Source organism: Streptomyces sp. cmx-4-9, assembly GCF_046548835.1.
Taxonomy (GTDB): domain Bacteria; phylum Actinomycetota; class Actinomycetes; order Streptomycetales; family Streptomycetaceae; genus Streptomyces.
The window spans coordinates 773587-789120 of sequence record NZ_JAEBEE010000001.1 but is presented as its reverse complement, the minus strand read 5'-3'; the positions used below and the strand labels follow the sequence as shown (position 1 = coordinate 789120).

Annotated in this window: 16 protein-coding genes; 6 read left to right on the top strand and 10 right to left on the bottom strand. The window is 72.7% G+C overall.

The features are described 5' to 3' along the window. Positions 1-82: 82 nt before the first annotated feature. Positions 83-736, bottom strand: a complete 654-nt coding sequence (locus tag ACLJTM_RS03705; RefSeq protein WP_411101863.1) for a response regulator — start codon at positions 734-736, stop codon at positions 83-85. Further along, positions 733-1917 (bottom strand): sensor histidine kinase, encoded by a 1185-nt coding sequence (locus ACLJTM_RS03700; RefSeq protein WP_411101862.1) that lies wholly within the window; start codon positions 1915-1917, stop codon positions 733-735. Before ACLJTM_RS03700 ends, ACLJTM_RS03705 begins: the two co-directional genes overlap by 4 nt. Before the next feature lie 166 nt (positions 1918-2083). Between ACLJTM_RS03700 and ACLJTM_RS03695 the strand changes: the two genes are divergently transcribed. After that, positions 2084-2692: a hypothetical protein gene (locus ACLJTM_RS03695; RefSeq protein WP_411101861.1), complete on the top strand. Its 609-nt coding sequence runs from the start codon at positions 2084-2086 to the stop codon at positions 2690-2692. Here ACLJTM_RS03695 and ACLJTM_RS03690 read toward each other — a convergent pair. Then, a complete protein-coding gene (locus tag ACLJTM_RS03690) occupies positions 2689-3261 on the bottom strand; it encodes a cob(I)yrinic acid a,c-diamide adenosyltransferase (protein ID WP_411101860.1) in 573 nt (190 codons plus the stop codon). The two genes, ACLJTM_RS03695 and ACLJTM_RS03690, sit on opposite strands and share 4 nt — an antisense overlap. A gap of 211 nt (positions 3262-3472) precedes the next feature. On the opposite strand from ACLJTM_RS03690, the gene ACLJTM_RS03685 reads away from it, so the two are divergent. The 3 genes from ACLJTM_RS03685 to ACLJTM_RS03675 all read left to right on the top strand — a co-directional run bounded on the left by ACLJTM_RS03685 (position 3473) and on the right by ACLJTM_RS03675 (position 7552). Next, positions 3473-4321 (top strand): 3-hydroxyacyl-CoA dehydrogenase family protein, encoded by an 849-nt coding sequence (locus tag ACLJTM_RS03685; RefSeq protein WP_411101859.1) that lies wholly within the window; start codon positions 3473-3475, stop codon positions 4319-4321. Positions 4322-4491: 170 nt separating this feature from the next. Further along, complete coding sequence (locus ACLJTM_RS03680; protein WP_267717808.1) at positions 4492-4815, top strand: STAS domain-containing protein; 324 nt, start codon at positions 4492-4494, stop codon at positions 4813-4815. A gap of 181 nt (positions 4816-4996) precedes the next feature. Then, on the top strand, positions 4997-7552 hold the full coding sequence (locus ACLJTM_RS03675) for an ATP-binding protein (protein WP_411101858.1): 2556 nt from the start codon (positions 4997-4999) through the stop codon (positions 7550-7552). Positions 7553-7569: 17 nt separating this feature from the next. Here ACLJTM_RS03675 and nucS read toward each other — a convergent pair whose 3' ends face one another. After that, positions 7570-8241 carry an endonuclease NucS gene (gene nucS / locus ACLJTM_RS03670; protein ID WP_411101857.1) on the bottom strand — a complete coding sequence of 224 codons (672 nt, stop codon included), beginning with the start codon at positions 8239-8241 and terminating at the stop codon, positions 7570-7572. Positions 8242-8461: 220 nt separating this feature from the next. Between nucS and ACLJTM_RS03665 the strand changes: the two genes are divergently transcribed. Next, positions 8462-8854: an SCO5389 family protein gene (locus tag ACLJTM_RS03665; protein ID WP_411101856.1), complete on the top strand. Its 393-nt coding sequence runs from the start codon at positions 8462-8464 to the stop codon at positions 8852-8854. Between the two features lie 37 nt (positions 8855-8891). Here ACLJTM_RS03665 and ACLJTM_RS03660 read toward each other — a convergent pair whose 3' ends face one another. Beyond that, complete coding sequence (locus ACLJTM_RS03660; protein ID WP_411101855.1) at positions 8892-9923, bottom strand: LLM class flavin-dependent oxidoreductase; 1032 nt, start codon at positions 9921-9923, stop codon at positions 8892-8894. A 249-nt stretch (positions 9924-10172) separates the two neighbouring features. On the opposite strand from ACLJTM_RS03660, the gene ACLJTM_RS03655 reads away from it, so the two are divergent. After that, a complete protein-coding gene (locus tag ACLJTM_RS03655; RefSeq protein WP_411101854.1) occupies positions 10173-10523 on the top strand; it encodes an ATP/GTP-binding protein in 351 nt (116 codons plus the stop codon). 24 nt (positions 10524-10547) lie between these two features. Here the strand turns inward: ACLJTM_RS03655 and ACLJTM_RS03650 are convergent, their stop codons facing one another. The 5 genes from ACLJTM_RS03650 to ACLJTM_RS03630 form a co-directional block, all read right to left on the bottom strand. Then, positions 10548-11372: an ABC transporter permease gene (locus ACLJTM_RS03650; protein WP_411101853.1), complete on the bottom strand. Its 825-nt coding sequence runs from the start codon at positions 11370-11372 to the stop codon at positions 10548-10550. Further along, entirely contained in the window at positions 11369-12490 is a 1122-nt protein-coding gene (locus tag ACLJTM_RS03645; RefSeq protein WP_411101852.1) for an ABC transporter ATP-binding protein, read from the bottom strand. The genes ACLJTM_RS03650 and ACLJTM_RS03645 overlap by 4 nt, the downstream gene beginning before the upstream one ends. A gap of 184 nt (positions 12491-12674) precedes the next feature. Next, entirely contained in the window at positions 12675-13433 is a 759-nt protein-coding gene (locus ACLJTM_RS03640) for an ABC transporter permease (RefSeq protein WP_411101851.1), read from the bottom strand. A gap of 2 nt (positions 13434-13435) precedes the next feature. Continuing rightward, positions 13436-14437 carry an ABC transporter ATP-binding protein gene (locus ACLJTM_RS03635; protein ID WP_411101850.1) on the bottom strand — a complete coding sequence of 334 codons (1002 nt, stop codon included), beginning with the start codon at positions 14435-14437 and terminating at the stop codon, positions 13436-13438. 137 nt (positions 14438-14574) lie between these two features. Continuing rightward, positions 14575-15513 carry a cellulose-binding protein gene (locus ACLJTM_RS03630; protein WP_411101849.1) on the bottom strand — a complete coding sequence of 313 codons (939 nt, stop codon included), beginning with the start codon at positions 15511-15513 and terminating at the stop codon, positions 14575-14577. Positions 15514-15534: the final 21 nt, after the last annotated feature.

The window sequence follows — 15534 nt, the reverse complement described above, 5'->3', positions numbered from 1 at the left end:
CAGTGTTGCGGTGAGCGTAGAAAGGTCTGGACCAAGCGTCAAGAGGTCCAGACCATATACGGGGGATGCCGCGAGTGGACCTCTAGATCCCCAACTCCTGCGCCAGCACGGCCGCTTGGACCCGGCTGCGCAGGTCGAGCTTCCCCAGCAGCCTGCTCACGTGCGTCTTCACCGTCGCCTCCGCCATCTCCAGACGCACGGCGATCTCCGCATTCGACAACCCCTCGCCCAGACACCCGAAGACCTCCCGCTCCCGCCGCGTCAGCGACTCCACCGCGGCCGCCGCCCCGGGCTGGGCCTGCGGCCGCCGCACCCGCGGCGCGGCGAACTCGGCGATCAGCCGCCGGGTCACCGCGGGAGCGATCAGCCCCTCCCCGCGCGCCACCGTCCGCACCGCCCCGATCAGCTCCGCCGCCTCCGCGTCCTTCAGCAGGAAGCCGGCCGCCCGGGCCCGCAGGGCCCCGAAGACGTACTCGTCGAGGTCGAAGGTGGTCAGCACCAGGACGTCGGCCAGCCCCTCCGCGACCACCTGCCGGGTCGCCGAGACCCCGTCCAGCCGCGGCATCTGCACGTCCATCAGGACCAGGTCCGGCCGCAGCTCCCGGGCCAGGCGCACTGCCTCCTCCCCGTCCGCGGCCTCGCCCACCACCTCGATGTCGCCCGCACTGCGCAGGATCAGCACCAGGCCCGCGCGCACCGCTCCCTGGTCCTCCGCCACCACCACCCGGATGGTCATGCCTCCACCGCCCTCTCGTCGGCGGGCAGCGTCGCCCGCACCTGCCACACCCCGCCGCAGTGGCCCGCCGTAAACGCCCCGCCCAGCAGTTCCGTACGCTCCCGCATCCCGATCAGCCCGGCCCCCGAACCCGGCGCCCGCGGGCCCGGCCGGTCCCCGTACGGGGAGTCCACCGCCACCGTCACGGCGCCGTCGGCGCGACCCACCCGGACCCGCACCGTGCCGGGACCCGCGTGCTTGAGCGCGTTGGTCAGGGATTCCTGGACGATCCGGTACGCCGCCAGCTCCACCGGAGCCGGCACCCGCTCCCCGGGTGGCCGCCCGTCGTGCAGGACGAAGTCCAGCCCGCTCCCCGACCCGTTGGTGCGGGCCTGTTCCAGCAGGGCGTCCAGGCCGTCCAGCGAGGGCACGGCCACAGCGTCCTGCCCGGCTCCGGCATCGCGCAGCAGCCCGATCAGCCGGCGCATCTCGGCCAGCCCCTGCACGCTGTTCTCGCGGATGACCCCGAGGGCGTCGCGGCTGGTGTCGGCGCGGTCGATGGAGAGCGCCGCCGTGGAGTGGATGGCGATGGCGGACAGGTGGTTGGCCACCATGTCGTGCAGTTCCCGGGCCATCCGGGCCCGTTCGGCCGCGACGGCCTGGCTGCGGTCCATCTCGGCCAGCAGCGCGGTCTGCTCGGCGCGCAGCCGGGCCGCCACCGCCGCCTCGCGGTGGTTGCGCAAGGTGGCGCCGGTCAGTGCCGGGGCGAAGCTGACGATGCCGGTGAGCACGCCGATCAGCAGGGCCTGCGGGGTGCGCAGCCAGGCCAGGGAGGCGATGGTGACGGCCACGGTGACCAGGCCGGTGGAGACCGGCAACCGCCTGGCCATCGGCGGCGGCCCGTAGACCACGGCCGCGTACATCAGGTCCGTGAAGATCAGCACGGTGCCGAGGTTGCCGACGGTGAACTGGTCGGCGATCAGCCCGAGCGTGCCGACGGCCAGGGTGGTCCGGGGCGCGGTACGCCGCAGCAGCTCCATCGCCCCCAGCACCACGAGGGGCACGAGCGCGGCCCACGCGGGCAGCAGGTGCCGGCTGTTGTTGCTGTGCACGCCGAGCGACCACAGCAGCAGGCCCGCGAGGACGCTCCCGACGGCGAGGAGGACGTCGTCGCGGTGGGGGCGCAGGTTCTCGGCAGTCACGGATCCATCCAAACAGGGTCTCGCGGTGACGGGCCTCGCCCCCGGGGCCGAGGCCGACTACACCGAAGGGTGCAGCCGTCTTTCCTCAGCGGCGACGACGCGGCACAGCGCACCGGACGGGAGGCTGGGAACGTCCCCCTTCGCCCCGGACGGAACGGAGAGCGCCGTGCTCGTCGCCTTGATCATCGCCTGTGAAGCCGGCTTCTGGGTGCTGCTGGCCGGCGGGCTGGCCCTGCGCTACCTCGCGAGGATGCCGAGGCTGGGAGCCGCGGTCCTCTTGTGCGAGCCGCTGCTGGAGCTGGTCCTGCTGGCGGCCACCACCCTGGACCTGAAGAACGGCGGCGAGCCGAGCTGGAAGCACGGCCTGGCCGCTCTCTACATCGGCTACACCGCGGGCTACGGCCACTACACCGTGGCATGGCTCGACGCGCACGCCGCCCACCGCTTCGCCGGGGGTCCGAAGCCGCCCGGCGCCGGGCACGGGCGGGCCCGCGCGGTCCACGAGTGGAAGCTGTGGCTGCGCACCCTGGTGGCCGTCGCCGTCGCGGCCCTGCTGCTGCAGGGCGCGATCCTGTACGTCGGCGGCGCCGCCGACACCGCCTCGCTCCGGGCGTGGCAGGCCGGCGCCCTGCGGGTGCTCGGGATCCATGCGCTCATCGCGGCGTCGTACACGCTGTGGCCGCGCACGGCGCCGCCCGGCACCGGGCCCGGTACGGACGCGGCGGCCAAGGCCCGGTCCGGGTCCGGAACCGGAACCGGGGCGGGGGCTTCCTAGCGTTCGCCGCCCGGCACCCACAGCACGTCCCCGACCTCCTTGTTGGCGACCCGGGCCAGGATGAACAGGAGGTCGGAGAGGCGGTTGAGGTAGGTGGCGGTCAGCGGGTTCATCACCTCGCCGTGCACCTCCAGCGCCGCCCACGTCGAGCGCTCGGCGCGCCGGACCACCGTGCAGGCCTGGTGCAGCAGGGCGGCGCCGGGGGCGCCCCCGGGCAGGATGAAGCTGCGCAGCTTCTCCACCTGCTCCAGGAAGAGGTCGCAGTCGGCCTCCAGCTTGTCGATGTAGAACTGCTCCACGCGCAGCGGCGGGTACTGCGGCTCCTCGACCACCGGGGTGCACAGGTCCGCGCCCACGTCGAACAGGTCGTTCTGCACGCGGACCAGCACCTTCACGACCTCTTGCGGCAGACCCCCGAGCGCGATCGCCGTCCCGATGGCCGCATTGGCCTCGTTGGCGTCCGCGTACGCGGAGATCCGCAGGTCGGTCTTGGCCGTACGGCTCATGTCCCCGAGGGCGGTCGTGCCCTGGTCGCCGGTACGGGTGTAGATGCGCGTGAGGTTCACCATGCGGCCAGCGTAGACGGGCGACCGCCGGAAAACCCGGGCCGCTCCGGTGAACTGGGGCGCCCCGCAGGGCTGCTGGGCCGTCCCGGTGTGATGTCCGTCATCTGAGACGTGACGCGTGTTACTTCGGGGTCACACCGCACCGCCCGGGCGCTAGTCTCCGCCGGAGAGGCCGCGAGGCCGGGGTCTTTCTTTTGAGAACGAGGGGTGTGCAGTGGCTGGGAAGCTCGCCGTCATCGGTGCCGGACTGATGGGTTCAGGGATCGCTCAGGTCTCCGCCCAGGCAGGTTGGGACGTTGTCCTGCGCGATGTCACCGACGCTGCGCTGACCCGCGGCACGGACGGGATCAAGGCCTCCTACGACCGGTTCGTCTCCAAGGGCAGGCTGACGGCCGAGGACGCCGAGGCCGCACTGGCCCGCATCGCCACCAGCACCGACCTGGACGCCGTCGCCGATGCCGACATCGTGGTCGAGGCCGTCTTCGAGAAGCTGGAGGTCAAGCACGAGATCTTCCGGGCGCTCGACAAGCTCGTCCGGGACGACGCCGTCCTCGCCTCCAACACCTCCGCCATCCCGATCACCAAGATCGCGGCCGTGACGGAGCGCCCGGAGCGGGTCGTGGGCGCCCACTTCTTCTCGCCCGTCCCGATGATGCAGCTGTGCGAACTCGTGCGCGGCTACAAGACGAGCGACGAGACCCTCGCCACCACCCGCGCCTTCGCCGAGTCCGTGGGCAAGACCTGCATCGTCGTCAACCGCGACGTGGCGGGCTTCGTGACGACCCGTCTGATCTCCGCCCTGGTCGTCGAGGCCGCCAAGCTCTACGAGTCGGGCGTCGCCTCCGCCGAGGACATCGACATCGCGTGCAAACTGGGCTTCGGGCACGCCATGGGCCCGCTGGCCACCGCTGACCTCACCGGCGTGGACATCCTGCTGCACGCCACCAGCAACATCTACACCGAGTCGCAGGACGAGAAGTTCGCACCGCCGGAGCTGATGCGGCGGATGGTGGACGCCGGGGACATCGGCCGCAAGAGCGGCCAGGGCTTCTACACGCACTGAGACCGGGACGCCGAGCACCCTTGTTCGAATGCCTTCACCCCTCCGGGTGATTTAGGTATCGGTTCGCTCACGGTCGGCAACTTCGCCGCCCTCGCGGCAGTCAGTTGCAGTGAGAGTTGCCGACCAGGGACCAGTCGGACCATACGTACGCAGTACCGCCGGGAGTACACATGCACATCAGGGGCGACCACGCCGAACTCGCAGTCGGGGGCCGCCTCGACGTGCGCAGCGCGGCGGACGCCCGTACGGTCCTGCACTCCGCCCTCGACGACGGTCACGGCGACCTCGTGCTCGACCTCACCGGGCTCGACTCCTGGGACGCGACCGGACTCGGCGTGATCATGGGCGCGCACCGCCGGGCGGGCCGGACCGGGCGGCGCCTGGTCCTGCGCGGAGTACCGCCGCAGATGCAGCGGCTGCTCGTCGCCACCCGCCTGCACCGCATCCTCGCGATCGAGGGCGGCCTGGAGGCGGAGTCCCTGCCCCGGGTGTGAAGACCGCGCTCCGTTTTCCTGCGGAAACGTAACGGTCCGGTGGTGATGGCACCCCTGCGGTACCGGCGGACGCGGCCACGGTCTAGGGTTCGGGCGGAAAACCGGACCAGTACGAGAGCGGCGTGCGAAGGCCGGGCGGTACGACGGCGAGGCGCACGGCCCGCGATCGGGGGACTTGGTCATGGACCGAACAGAGAAGCAGGCCGATCCGCAGGAGCAGCCCGCCGGCCCGTCCGGCACGGCCGCAGCGCCCGCGCGGATCGTCACCCTGACCGCCGGGGAGTTCGTCCTCACCGTCAACCCGGTCGACGGCAGCGAGATCGAACCGCGCCGCCCCGGCACGGACACCGGCCGCCCCGCCAAGCGCGGCGCCGCCGCCCGCCGCGCCCGGGACGAGGCCGCCCGGCCGCCCGTCCTGCCGGGCCCGCCCGTGCCCGCCACGCCCCTGCTGGAGCGCACCGAGGAGCGGGACCGGCTCGTCCGGCTGCTCGGCCGCGGCCGCTCGGTCCGGCTCACCGGCCCCTCCGGATCGGGCCGCACCGCCCTGCTCGACACCGTCGCCGCCCACTGCGAGGGCCTCGCGCCCGACGGCGTCGTCCGGCTCTCCGGGCGTGGCTGCCAGCACCCGCAGGAGCTGCTGTACGCCCTGTACGCGACCGTGTACGAGTCCGCGGAGGTGCGGCCGGACCGGATCGGGCTGCTCGCCCGGGTCCGCGACATAGGCGCCGTGGTCCTCCTGGACGACCTGGAGTTCGGCGGCACCGCCCTCGACGAACTGCTGCGCGCCACCCCCGAGTGCGCCTACCTGCTGGCCGCCGCCCCCGACACCCGCGGCCCCTCGGACGACGCCCACCTGGAGGAGGTCTTCCTCGGCGGGCTCGGCAAGGCCGACTGCGTGGAACTGCTGGAGTCGGGCCTCGGCCGGCCGCTGACCGATGCGGAGACCGCCTGGGCGGCCGACCTGCGGTTCGCCTCCGAGGGGCTGCCGCTGCGCTTCGTCCAGGCCGCCGCGCTGCTGCGCCGGCGCGACGAGATCAACGCCGCCGCCGAGGACGACGACGAGGACGAGCCCGGGGTCTTCGAGGAGCGGCCGCGCGAGGCGGCCGAGGTGCCGCTGCCGACCCTCGCCGAAGGCGCGGCCCCCGCCGCACTGCTGGCCTCGCGGGTCAGCGAGTCCGCCCGCGCAGCCCTGCGGATCGCGTGCGCGCTGGGCGGCGAGATGCCGCACCACGCCCACCTGCCCGCCCTGGTGGGGGACACCCACGCCGACACGGCCGTGGCCGAACTGCTGGGCTGCGGACTGCTGACCCCGGTCGGGTCCCGCTACCGGCTGGCCGCCGGGGTCGCCCGTCAGCTGGAGGAGGCCGGGTACGGGGACAGCGCGCCGGAGGAGGCCCGTACGGCCGCCCGGCACTACGCCTGGTGGACCGGGCACACCTCGGTGACCCCGGAACGGGTCGCGGCGGAGACGGACGCGGTGCTCGCCGCGCTGGCCGGCGCTGACGTGGTGGCGGCGGTCCTGCTGGCCCGCACGGCCGCCCCGGCGTTCGCGGCCTCGCTGCGCTGGGACGCCTGGGAGCGGGTGCTCCGGGCCGGCTCCGAGGCCGCCCGCAAGGCGGGCGAGGTCGCGGAACAGGCCTACTTCCACCACGAACTCGGCGTGCTCGCCCTGTGCGAGGGCCGGCTGGACCGGGCCCGGGCCGAGCTGGAGGCCTCCATCGGGCTGCGCGGGGCCCTCGCCGACAAACGCGGCACGGTCGCCGGCCGCAGGGCGCTGGCCCTGGTCACGGACCAGGAGAGCGCCGCGGCAGGCGCCGCGTCCCCGCCCCTGCGCCTGGAGGCGCCGCCCACGTCCCCCGCGCCGCCCGTGTCCCCCGCGCCGCTCGCGTCGTCCGTCCTGCCCGCGCTGCCCGCGCTGCCCGCGGCCCCGGCCGCCGCGACCGGGCCGACGCCCCTCGCCGCGGGGGAGCCCGCGGCGGCGGCCGGACCCGCCGACACGACGGCGAAGCTGCCCCCGGCCGGCTCCACCGGACCGCAGGCCGCCGCCGCAGCGGCGGCGGTGACCCGGGTGGCTCCCGTGACGCCCGTCGCTCCCGTGGCTCCCACGGCCTCGGCGGTTCCCGTCACACCGGTGGAGCCCGCGTCGCCCGGGGTGCGTCGGCCGCAGACGCCGACAACCCTGTCGCAGGCCTTCGCGGACGCCTTCCCGGCGGCGCCGAAGCAGACGCCCGCGCCCGCCCCCGCCGCCGCCCCGGCCAGGCGGTCCGACCGGCGCCGCCCCGCGCTGCTCGCCGTGGCCGGAGTGCTGACCGTGGTGGCGCTGGGCACGGCGGTCAGCCTGGCGATGGGAGGCTCCGCGGACTCCCCGGAGGCGCCCGCACCGGCCCCCTCCCGGTCCACCACCTCCAACCCGCTGATCCCGCAGAAGGGGCCGAGCCCCAGCGGGAACGATCCTGCACCGGAGCCGCCCGCCGCCCCGGAGACCCCGACGCAAGCCGGCCCGCCGGAGCCCACGGCCGCCCCGACCCCCGGCCGGACACCGGGACGCACCCCGTCGCAGCGCCCGCCCTCGACGCCGTCGAAGTCCCCGACACCGCAGACGAGTTCACCGAAGCCCACGGAGACCTCGCCGGCCCCGAGCCAGTCCGAGCCGCCGCCCGTGCCCAGCGAGACCCCCGAGGTCACGCCCACCGTGCCCGCCACCAACACGAACCCGGTCTCGGCCTCCGCCACCTAGTGCAGAACGGGGCCCGGTCAGAACAGGCGCAGTTTGTCGTCCTCGATGCCGCGCATCGCGTTGTAGTCGAGCACCACGCAGTCCATCCCGCGGTCGGTGGCCAGCACCTTCGCCTGCGGTTTGATCTCCTGCGCCGCGAAGACGCCGCGGACCGGGGCCAGGTGCGGATCGCGGTTGAGCAGCTCCAGGTAGCGGGTCAGCTGCTCCACACCGTCGATCTCGCCGCGCCGCTTGATCTCCACCGCCACCGTGGCCCCGGAGGCGTCCCGGCACAGGATGTCCACCGGCCCGATGGCCGTCATGTATTCGCGCCGGATCAGCGTGTACCCCTCGCCCAGGGTGTCGATCCGGTCCGCCAAGAGCTCCTGCAGGTGCGCCTCGACGCCGTCCTTGATGAGCCCCGGGTCGATGCCCAGCTCGTGGGAGGAGTCGTGGAGGACTTCCTCCATGGTGATGATGAGCTTCTCGCCCGCCTTGTTGACGACCGTCCACACCCCGGCCTCGTCCCCGGTCCCCTCCTTGAGGGTGCACGGAGGCGACATCCAGTTGAGCGGTTTGTACGCCCGGTCGTCCGCGTGGATCGAGACACTGCCGTCGGCCTTCACGAGGATCAGACGGGGTGCCGAGGGCAGATGGGCGGTGAGCCGGCCCGCGTAGTCGACGGAGCAGCGGGCAATGACGAGACGCATGGTCGGCAACGCTACTCGACCGACGGGGCTCTCCGCGATTCGCCCCTGAAAGCCCCGTTCGAGGATGGCGCGTTGTATGCGCATTCTCCTGGTGCGTCACCCGAGGGGCGCCTACCGTGGTGAGCGGGAGGTTGCCGAACGTGCACGCTGCGTCGCGGCCTCCTTCCCTGCCCGTAAGACTCCGGCCACCCGATCGGCCGGGGTCGCGAGAGGAGAACCCATGTCGCTCGACGTCTCACCGGCCCTACTCGAACAGGCCGAGCGAGGCGAGGTCGACGAAGCCGCCTTCGTCGACTGCGTCCGGACCTCCCTGCCCTACGCCTGGGAGATGGTCAGCTCGCTGGTGGCCCAGCTGAAGGTGGACGGCGGAGAGTTCGCCGACAACCAGACGCCGCCGCCGGACGAGCAGGCGCGCGGGCAGCTGCTGCGCGCGCTCGCCAGTGACGCGATACGAGGAGCGCTCCAGCGGCACTTCGGAGTACGCCTGGCCTTCCAGAACTGCCACCGGATAGCGGTCTTCCCGCTGGATTCCTCGGTGGACGACCGGCTGGCCAAGTTCACGTCGATCCGCGGACAGCTGCTCAACCAGTCGCCCGAACTGCGCGACTGCTAGTGCGCTGCCGCTCCGCGACGGGGGGCGGCAGCCCTTCTCAGCCGAGGCGGGGCAGGACTTCGGCGCCGAGGCGCCGGACGTTCTCCTCCGTCGCGGCGAGATCGCCGGACCCCTCCGACAGGAGGGCGAACCGGGTGATGCCGGTGCGTTCGGAGGTGGCCGCCAGCCGGTCCGCCGCCCGCTTCGGTGTGCCCACCGGATGCAGGTCGCACAGCAGCTCCGTGTAGGCGACCGGATCGCGCATCGCCCGCGCGCGGCCGTCCACCGTCACGTGCGCGTCCAGGCCCTGCTTCAGCCAGCCCGGCATCGACTTGAGCAGCACCTCGCGGGCGTCCGCGCTGCGGTCCGCGATCTGGCACACCCCGGCGGAGACGTGTCCCGCGCCGCGTACCAGCTCCGGCGGGTGGCCGGCCTCCCGCGCCGTACGCCGCCACAGCCCGACCATCGCCGCCTTGTCCTCGTCGCCGCAGTGCATGCCCAGCAGCATCGGCAGCCCCCGCTCCGCCGCCAGCCGCACCGAGCCCGGCGAGGTGCAGGCCACGATCACCTCCGGGCCCGTCCCGTCCCCGTCGAGCGCCTCCGAGGGCCGCGGTACGACGGCCACCTCGCGGAACCCGTACCGCTCGCCGCCGGCCCCCACCCGGGCCTCGGTCAACCAGCGCCGCAGCAGGTCGAGGGCCTCGGGGAAGCCGTTCTCGTACGCCTGCGCCCCGCCGCCGAACACCTCCAGGTCGACCCAGGGCCCGCCGCGCCCCACCCCCAGGCTGAACCGGCCCCCCGAGGTCAGGTGCAGCAGGGCCGCCTGCTCCCCGAGGGCCACCGGATGGACGTTCGGCAGCACGCTCACCGCCGTGCCCACCCGCAGCCGCCGGGTCCGGCCCAGCAGCAGGGCCGCCAGGGTCACCGCCGAGGGGCAGACCCCGTACGGGACGAAGTGGTGCTCGGCGAGCCAGACCGCATCGAGCCCGGCCTCCTCGGCCACCTCGGCGGTGCGGACCGCCCGGTGCAGTGCTTCTCCCTGTCCCTGGCCCGGGAACTGGGCCGCCAGAACAAACGCTCCTACGCGCATCGCCTTGAGCCTCCTTGCGGCTGGCGCGGCCTCCCCCAGGTGGACCGGCTGGTGATCCATTACGACTAACGTCTTACTGGCAACAACGTCTGACACGTGCCAAAGGCACGGCCTGACACGAAAGTTATTGGGATTGTCGGGCCAGTCCCACGGCTCCGCCCGCTCCTGACGGACACCCTGCGGCTACCCGGGCTCGCTGCGCGTAGTCTGGGAGAAAGTCACTGCCGTCCGCCCATCCGTGAGGTATACGTGCCACCGCGCCACAACCGCCCCAGGGGCGGCGGGAATCCAGCCGACCGTTCCGACCCCGGCGCGGGTGCGGGACCGGGAGGCGGCATGGACCGGTACGGGCTGGAGCGCACCGAGGAGTACCAGGGCGAGGAGTGGACGGTGCGGCACGTCGCGGGCGCCCACGCCGCGGGCAAGCGCTACCGCTGCCCCGGTTGCGACCAGGAGATCCCCTCGGGGACCCCGCACCTGGTGGCCTGGCCCGAGTACGGCGGCGTGGACGACCGGCGGCACTGGCACAAGGCCTGCTGGAACGCGAAGGACCGCCGCACCTCGCGGGTGCAGCGGTCCCGGAACGCGCCCAGGTACTGAGCCGCCGGCGTACGGCAGGACGGGTCAGACGTCCCGGCGGGCCACCACCGCGTACGAGGCGGCCACCGCGATCCCCGTGACCACCACGATCATGACCAGGTGGGAGAAGTCCGAGGGCGGCACCCCGACCTCGGCGCCGCCCTGCAGGCCGAAGAGCTGCATCATCGCCACGGGGGCGTTGTACGAGACGATCAGGTTGCCGAGGTCCGTGCTCGCCCGCCAGGACAGCAGCATCGCGCCGATCACCGGCGGGAGCGTCACCAGGCCCAGCATCAGGGCGATCGCCCCGGCCGAGTGCCGCACCAGCGCGCCGAGGGCCAGGGCCAGCACCCCCAGCAGGGTGACGTAGAGGCAGCCGCCCAGCGCGCCCAGCCACTCGGCCGCCGTGTGCGATCCCGCGTCCGGACCGCCGTGCACGATCGCGGCGACCGCGCCGACGAGGCCGACGGAGCCCGCGGTCACGAGGAACGCCGTGACGCTGAAGACGAGGTACTTCGCGGTGAGCACCCGGTGGCGCTCCGGGGCGGCGGTGAACGTGGTCCGCACCAGGCCGGTGGCGTGCTCGGAGGTGATCGTCAGGACTCCGAGCACGATCACGGCGAGCTGCCCCACGAGCAGGCCGAAGAGGGCGGGCGCCGGGTACGCGATCGCCCGGAAGGACCCGTCGGCGGTCTGGCTGATGACGACCAGGCCGATGCCGACCACGACCACCACGAGGGAGCCGAGCGTCCACACCGTGGAGCGCACGGAGGTCATCTTCGTCCACTCCGAGGCGAGCGCGTGCCCCAGGTGGGGGCGCGCCATGGGCATCGGCGTCGGCGCGGGCGCGGGCGTCGTGCGGACGGTCATCGGGTGTCCTCGGGGTCGGGCCGGCGGGCTGCGGCGAGCGCGCCGGGATCGCCGGGCATCAGGAAGGGCCGGCCGCCGGCCCCGGGCGGCGGGGGAGCGTAGAAGCCGCTGTGCGGGACCGCGGGGGCCGCGGCCGCCTCCTCGTCCTCCCAGGCCGGGACGGTCGGCGGCTCGGGTTCCCACAGCTCGGCCCGCGGGTCCTCGGTGGAGGTGTACTCGACGGAGGACTGCGTCAGCCGCATGTACGCCTCCTCCAGCGAGGCCCGGTGCGGAGACAGCTCCCACAGCCGTACGCCCGCCTCGTGGGCCAGGTCGCTGATGCGGGGCAGCTCCAGTCCGGTCACGCGCAGTGCACCGTCGGGCTCCTGGAGGACCCGGCCGCCCGCCGCGGTCAGCGCGGTACCCAGTGCGTCCCGGCCAACGGGGCCGGTGTCGGCCGCGCGCACCCGTGCGAATCCGGCCGAGTTGTGGGTGATGAACTCCTGGGTGCCCATGTCGGCCAGCAGCCGCCCCCGGCCGATCACGATCAGATGGTCGGCGGTCAGTGCCATCTCGCTCATGAGGTGCGAGGAGACGAAGACGGTCCGGCCCTCGGCGGCCAGCTGCCGCATGAGGTTGCGGACCCAGAGGATGCCCTCGGGATCGAGCCCGTTGACCGGCTCGTCGAACAGGAGCACCCGCGGATCGCCGAGCAGTGCGGTCGCGATGCCGAGCCGCTGGCCCATGCCGAGCGAGAAGCCCTTGGCGCGGCTGCGGGCGACGTCCTGGAGGCCGACGACGGCCAGGACCTCGTCCACCCGGCGCTCGGGGATCCCGGAGAGCTGGGCGACGGACAGCAGGTGGGTACGGGCCCGGCGGCCCCCGTGGACGGCCTTGGCGTCCAGCAGGGCCCCGACGTGGCGCTGGGCGTTCGGCAGCTCCCGGAAGGGGACGCCGTTGATCGTGACGCGGCCTGCGGTGGGCCGGTCCAGGCCGACGATCATGCGCATGGTGGTGGACTTCCCCGAGCCGTTGGGCCCCAGGAATCCGGTGACGTGACCCGGCCTGACCTGGAAGGACAACTGGTCGACGGCGGTCTTCGCGCCGAAGCGCTTGGTCAGTCCGACTGCCTCGATCATCTTGCTGCCCCTTGCCAGGCCGGGACGACTCTCGCCCGCGTAAGGGTTAAGAGGATATCGAGTCCTGTCCGGTTCCCTCCCGGGCCGATCCCTGAGCTGCCCCTGAGACCGACCCGGGGATCACCCGTAGTACGCAGGACGTCCCTTCCGGTCCGTCCTGGGACGGACCGGAAGGGAGCCGTCGTCAGGCGTCGCCCTTCCTCAGGACCAGCAGGCCGCCGATCACCGCGGCGGCGACCCACAGCACCATGATGCCGAGACCGCCCCAGGGGCCGTAGGGCGTCTCGTGGTTCCCGAAGGCGGTGGGCACGACCAGCATGATCTGCGAACCGGCGTTGCTCGGCAGGTACTGCCCGACCGTGCGGGTCGCCTCGAAGCCCGCGAGGAGGTTCGAGACCAGCAGGAAGAACGGGATCAGCAGGCTGATCGAGGCGACGGAGCTGCGCAGCATGGCCGCCACGCCCATGCAGAACAGGGCGATGAGCGCCATGTACACGCCGGCGCCCACGACGGCCCGCAGGACGTTCGTCCCGCCGAGGCCGACGCCGGCGTCACCCAGCAGGGCCTGGGTGAGGAAGAAGGACGCGAAGCTGGTCAGCAGTCCGACGCCCAGGGCCAGCCCGGTGGCCACGGTCATCTTGCCGAGCAGGAAGCGGGTGCGGTGCGGCACCGCGGCCAGCGAGGTGCGGATCATGCTGGTGCTGTACTCGGAGCTGACGACCATCACACCGAAGACGATCATGGCCAGCTGCCCGAACTGCATCCCGCTGAAGCTGAGCGCGGCCGCGTCGAAGACCTCCTCCGTGCTCTGCGTGTCGTAGGTGGAGGAGATCAGCGCGGCGAATCCGACGGTGACGAGGAAGACGATGGCGAGCGTCCAGCTCGTGGAGGCGACCGTACGGATCTTGGTCCACTCGGACTTGAGGACGGCGGGGTAGGACATGGTCACTCCCCGCCCTTGCGCGTCGCCTCGTACCCGGCGCCCCACGCGGGGGCGGCGGCCGGTCCGCCGGGAGCCGCCGGGCCCGCCGGGGCGCCCGGTGCGTGGGCGTGGTACTCGACGGAGTCCGCCGTCATGCGCATGAACGCTTCTTCCAGTGACGCCCGTTGCGGGCTGAGTTCGTGCAGGACGATCTGGTGCTGGGCGGCCAGTTCGCCGAGCTTCTCGGAGGTCACGCCGTCGATCTCCAGCGCGCCGGTGGCCGGGACGCTGATGGCGCCGATTCCCTCCGCGTGCAGGACGTCCTTGAGCCGTTCCTGCTGCGGGGAGCGCAGTCGCACGTAACTGCGCGAGTTCTGGTGGATGAAATCAGCCATGGACAGGTCGGCCAGCAGGCGACCTTGGCCGATCACCACCAAATGGTCTGCGGTCAGGGCCATTTCGCTCATCAAGTGGGAGGAAACGAAGATCGTCCGACCTTCGGACGCCAGCCCCTTCATAAGATTCCTGATCCAGAGAATCCCTTCGGGATCCAGACCATTGACCGGTTCGTCGAACATCAGGATCTCCGGGTCGCCGAGCAGCGCAGAGGCGATTCCCAGCCGCTGCCCCATGCCGAGCGAAAATCCTTTCGACTTCTTCTTCGCCACGGCCGTCAGGCCGACGAGGTCCAGCACCTCCGCGACCCGGCTCTCCGGGATGCGGTTCGACTGGGCAAGGCAGAGAAGGTTGTTGTAGGCGCTGCGCCCGCCGTGCATGGCTTTGGCGTCCAGCAGCGCGCCGATGTACTTCAAAGGCTCCGGCAGGTCCCGGTAGTGCTTGCCGTCGATCCGGACCGTACCGCTGGTCGGATTGTCGAGGTCGAGCATCATGCGCATGGTCGTCGACTTGCCGGCCCCGTTGGGACCGAGGAAGCCGGTGACCACCCCCGGTTTGACCTGGAAGCTGAGGTTGTCCACGGCGGTCTTCGCGCCGAATCGTTTGGTAAGGCCCTCAAGCTCGATCATGCGGACACGCTAGAGCGCCGAAGGGCCGTACGCCACCTCAAACAGGTGACGTACGGCCCTCGGGCGGTCATCGCCGCGGTTGCCGCGTCCCGCCGTCCCGCGGGCGCAGGCTCCGTCCGGCTGCGCCGGCGGCGGTACTAGCGGCTCTGCTGGGCCGGGACACCGCGGGTGACCGGCTCGTCGTCGACGATCGGGTTGGCGGCGGCGACGGCCGCGCCCGTGAGCGTCGCCAGCATCTCGCGGACGTTGGTCAGCTGCGCGTTGATGGAGTCGCGGCGGTTGGTGAGCGCCGCCAGCTCGCGCTCCGACTCGCTGCGGATGCGGTCGGCCTTGGCGTTGGCGTCGGCCACGATGTCCTCGGCCTGGCGCTGCGCGGTCTCCACCGTCTGGCGCGCCCGGCGCTCCGCGTCCGTGCGCAGCTTCTCGGCCTCCAGGCGCAGCTGCTCCGCCCGGTGCTCGATCTCCGCGAGGCGCTTCTCCGCCTTGGCCTGACGCGAGGCCAGGTCGCGCTCGGACTGCTCGCGGCGCTTGGCCAGGTTGGTCTCGAAGTCCGCGGCGGCCTGGGCGGCCTTGGCGCGGGTCTCCTCGAAGAGGGCGTCGGCCTCCTCGCGCTTGGAGGCCGCGTCCTTCTGCGCCTCGGCGCGCAGCGTGGACGCGTCGCCCTTGGCCTTCTCGACGATCCGGACGCCCTCGTCCTCCGCCTTCGACTTGCGGTCGGACGCGAACGACTCGGCGTCGTTGCGCACCTGCTGGGCCGCCGACTCGGCGAGCTCACGGTGCTGTTCGGCCGCGCGACGGGCCTCCTCGCGCAGGTCCTTCGCCTCCTCCTCGGCCAGGCGCAGGATCTTCTCGACCCGGGCACCGAGGCCGGCGTACGACGGCTCGGCGTCGTTCACCTGGGCCTGGGCGTTCTGCGTCTCGAGGTGCAACTCCTCGATCCGCTTTTCCAGAGAGTTGATACGTCCAAGGGCGCTGTCGCGGTCGGAGACCAGCTTGGTAATGCGGTCGTCCACCTGACCACGGTCGTAACCACGCCGCACGAGCTCGAAGCCGAAGGGGGAGGAAGTGTCGCTCATGGGGTTCCTGTCGAATGAGAC

Coding starts and splice junctions, on each gene's coding strand:
- ACLJTM_RS03705 (WP_411101863.1), bottom strand. CDS start 736: ATGACCATCCGGGTGGTGGTGGCGGAGGACCAGGGAGCGGTGCGCGCG.
- ACLJTM_RS03690 (WP_411101860.1), bottom strand. CDS start 3,261: ATGGTGAACCTCACGCGCATCTACACCCGTACCGGCGACCAGGGCACG.
- ACLJTM_RS03680 (WP_267717808.1), top strand. CDS start 4,492: ATGCACATCAGGGGCGACCACGCCGAACTCGCAGTCGGGGGCCGCCTC.
- ACLJTM_RS03675 (WP_411101858.1), top strand. CDS start 4,997: ATGGACCGAACAGAGAAGCAGGCCGATCCGCAGGAGCAGCCCGCCGGC.
- nucS (WP_411101857.1), bottom strand. CDS start 8,241: ATGCGTCTCGTCATTGCCCGCTGCTCCGTCGACTACGCGGGCCGGCTC.
- ACLJTM_RS03665 (WP_411101856.1), top strand. CDS start 8,462: ATGTCGCTCGACGTCTCACCGGCCCTACTCGAACAGGCCGAGCGAGGC.
- ACLJTM_RS03660 (WP_411101855.1), bottom strand. CDS start 9,923: ATGCGCGTAGGAGCGTTTGTTCTGGCGGCCCAGTTCCCGGGCCAGGGA.
- ACLJTM_RS03650 (WP_411101853.1), bottom strand. CDS start 11,372: ATGACCGTCCGCACGACGCCCGCGCCCGCGCCGACGCCGATGCCCATG.
- ACLJTM_RS03645 (WP_411101852.1), bottom strand. CDS start 12,490: ATGATCGAGGCAGTCGGACTGACCAAGCGCTTCGGCGCGAAGACCGCC.
- ACLJTM_RS03640 (WP_411101851.1), bottom strand. CDS start 13,433: ATGTCCTACCCCGCCGTCCTCAAGTCCGAGTGGACCAAGATCCGTACG.
- ACLJTM_RS03635 (WP_411101850.1), bottom strand. CDS start 14,437: ATGATCGAGCTTGAGGGCCTTACCAAACGATTCGGCGCGAAGACCGCC.
- ACLJTM_RS03630 (WP_411101849.1), bottom strand. CDS start 15,513: ATGAGCGACACTTCCTCCCCCTTCGGCTTCGAGCTCGTGCGGCGTGGT.